A 2213-nucleotide genomic window follows, 5' to 3' on the forward strand; every position below is an offset into this window, starting at 1 on the left:
TAAAAAGTCGCGCCGATACCTTTAAGTTTGATTTTAATTTAACGCTCGCAAAGCTCCGCAAGCGTTAAATTTACGTATAAAATTTCTTTTGTTTTAAAATTTGCGTCGGCAAAACGCCGAATTTTTCTCTAAAAATCTTTGCAAAGTGCGGAGCGCTGGCGTATCCGACGATTTTTGCGGCTTGGCTTACGCAGACGTCTCCGCGCTCTAAAAGTTTTTTTGCCGCGTTTAGCCGCTCGCTTGCTAGCAGCCCGTAGATCGTATCGCCAAAGTAGCTTTTAAAGCCCGTTTTTAGCTTAAATTCATTCGTCGCGCACGCTCTGGCTAGCTCTTTTATGCTGGGCGGATTTTGGACGTCGCTTAGTAAAATTTGCCTTGCTTTATTTAAAATTTTTACGTATTCGTCGCTAAAATCGCGCTTTTTTTCATCGGCTTCGGGCGTTTTAGGCGCGCCTAGGCTTTTGTAGATTAGCTCTAAAATTTTAGCTTCCATAAAGATTTCGCGCATCTTGCCCTCAAACTCGCTCGCGGCTAAAAGCTCCCGCAAAATCAGGCTTTGGGCTAAATTTATCTTAGCCGTTTGGATGCAGATTTCGTTTTCTTCGCCTAGATTTTTAAATGCCGCTAGCTCGCTGGCTAACTCGTTTTTTAGCACGATGCATCGCCCGGCGTAGCTGCTACTTTGATACTCGCAAATGCCCTCAAATCCGCTATCCACGCGCCCCATCCAAAACTCTCCGGCCTTTAGGCAAAAAGTTTTTTTACCCGCTTTAAGCCCGGCGTCCCCTCTTGCGTCGTTAAAGAGCAAAAAGCAGTAGCCAGCGCCTCTTTCAAGCCGTCTTTTTACGCTTTTGTTGCAGATTATTTCGCTTCTGCAGTAGCTTGCGCCACTTGCCCCTTTAAAAAACTCAACCTTGCATTTTCTATTTTGCTCTTGCCACGCGCTTTGTCCGTAGCGCACCGAATTTTGCGCGACTTCTTGCTCGTTTGCTCGTAAAATATCTTTAAATTCGACTTTCATTTGCTTTTTTATCCTTTTAGCGTTGATAAAAAATCCTTCTACCGTTTGCCTAAGTATTGATAATAATTATCTGATTATAGTAAAATAGGGTTTAAATTTAAATAAGGAGTCTAAAGGTGAAAAGTATGCCTAAAATTTCTATGCTAGCTTGCTTAGCGCTATCTTGCGCGCAGGCGGCCGACGAAGTGAAACTAAACGAAGTTACCGTAACTAGCGCGACGGGTTTTGAGCAAAATATCAAAGACGCGCCTGCCTCCGTTTCGGTAATCTCGCAAAAAGAGATAGCCAGGCGCAACCATCAAGATATAGAAAGCGTCGTAAAAGACGCTCCGGGCGTGTTCGGCGCGACGCTGGGGGCGGCTAGCAGGCGCGGTATCACGATGAGAGGCCTTGGTCAAAAATACACTAAAATTTTAATAGACGGCCGTCCTGCAACCAGCGATAGCGCGTATAGAGGGCTTCGCGCGGTCGGTAGCGCTCAAAATTTCCTCCCGCCGGCAAACACGATCGAGCGTATCGAAATCGTGCGAGGGCCGATGAGCTCGCTATACGGCTCGGATGCGATGGGAGGCGTCATAAACATCATCACCAAGGGCTTTTCAAACGAATTTAGCGGTAACGTAAACGGCTACTACACGCTTGCGGGCAAAAGCGGGATAAACGACGACTACCAAACCGGCTTTTACGCAAACGGCGCAGTGATCCCGGACGTGCTAGGTATCGCGCTTTACGGGCGGTATTTTCACAAATTTGAAGACGAGCGAGCCTTTACGAACCGCAAAAACGAGGACGTAAATTTCGGCGCGAAAATCATGTATAACGCCACCGAAAACGACGAAATAGCGCTGGATCTACGCCGCGTAGTAAATAAATACGAGCGCACCGAAGGCAAGACGCTAAACCGCACGGCTAGCGATAACACGAGCGTGGCTTTTGAGAAGATGAGCGGATATACCGCCTCGCTCTCGCATACGGGCAAATACGATAAGCTGCTGCTTGAAAGCTTTTTAATGCACGATAATATGAAAGAGAGCGGCCAGCAAGACCTCACGCTAAAAACGACGACGCTAAATACCAAGGGAACGTATTTTTTTGATAACAACACGCTAAGTCTGGGGGCTGAATACAGAAGAGAAAGGCTAAACGAAAAGGCCACGACGGCCGATGCCGCAAACGTAAAGAGATATGATTT

Annotated in this window: 2 protein-coding genes; one reads left to right on the forward strand and one right to left on the reverse strand. The window is 46.8% G+C overall.

What is annotated here, in order from left to right:
* Nucleotides 1–70 precede the first annotated feature (70 nt).
* Entirely contained in the window at nt 71–1021 is a 951-nt protein-coding gene (locus Q0338_RS01385) for an AraC family transcriptional regulator (protein WP_298085199.1), read from the reverse strand.
* A 116-nt stretch (nt 1022–1137) separates the two neighbouring features.
* Between Q0338_RS01385 and Q0338_RS01390 the strand changes: the two genes are divergently transcribed.
* Nucleotides 1138–2213: TonB-dependent receptor plug domain-containing protein (locus tag Q0338_RS01390; protein WP_366119495.1), on the forward strand; the 1076-nt coding region annotated here is incomplete at its 3' end.

It is taken from the genome of uncultured Campylobacter sp. (assembly GCF_938018145.1).
Lineage (GTDB): Bacteria > Campylobacterota > Campylobacteria > Campylobacterales > Campylobacteraceae > Campylobacter_A.

Bases quoted from the DNA above. Each gene is read 5' to 3' on its own strand.
- Q0338_RS01385 (WP_298085199.1), bottom strand. From the start codon at position 1,021: ATGAAAGTCGAATTTAAAGATATTTTACGAGCAAACGAGCAAGAAGTC.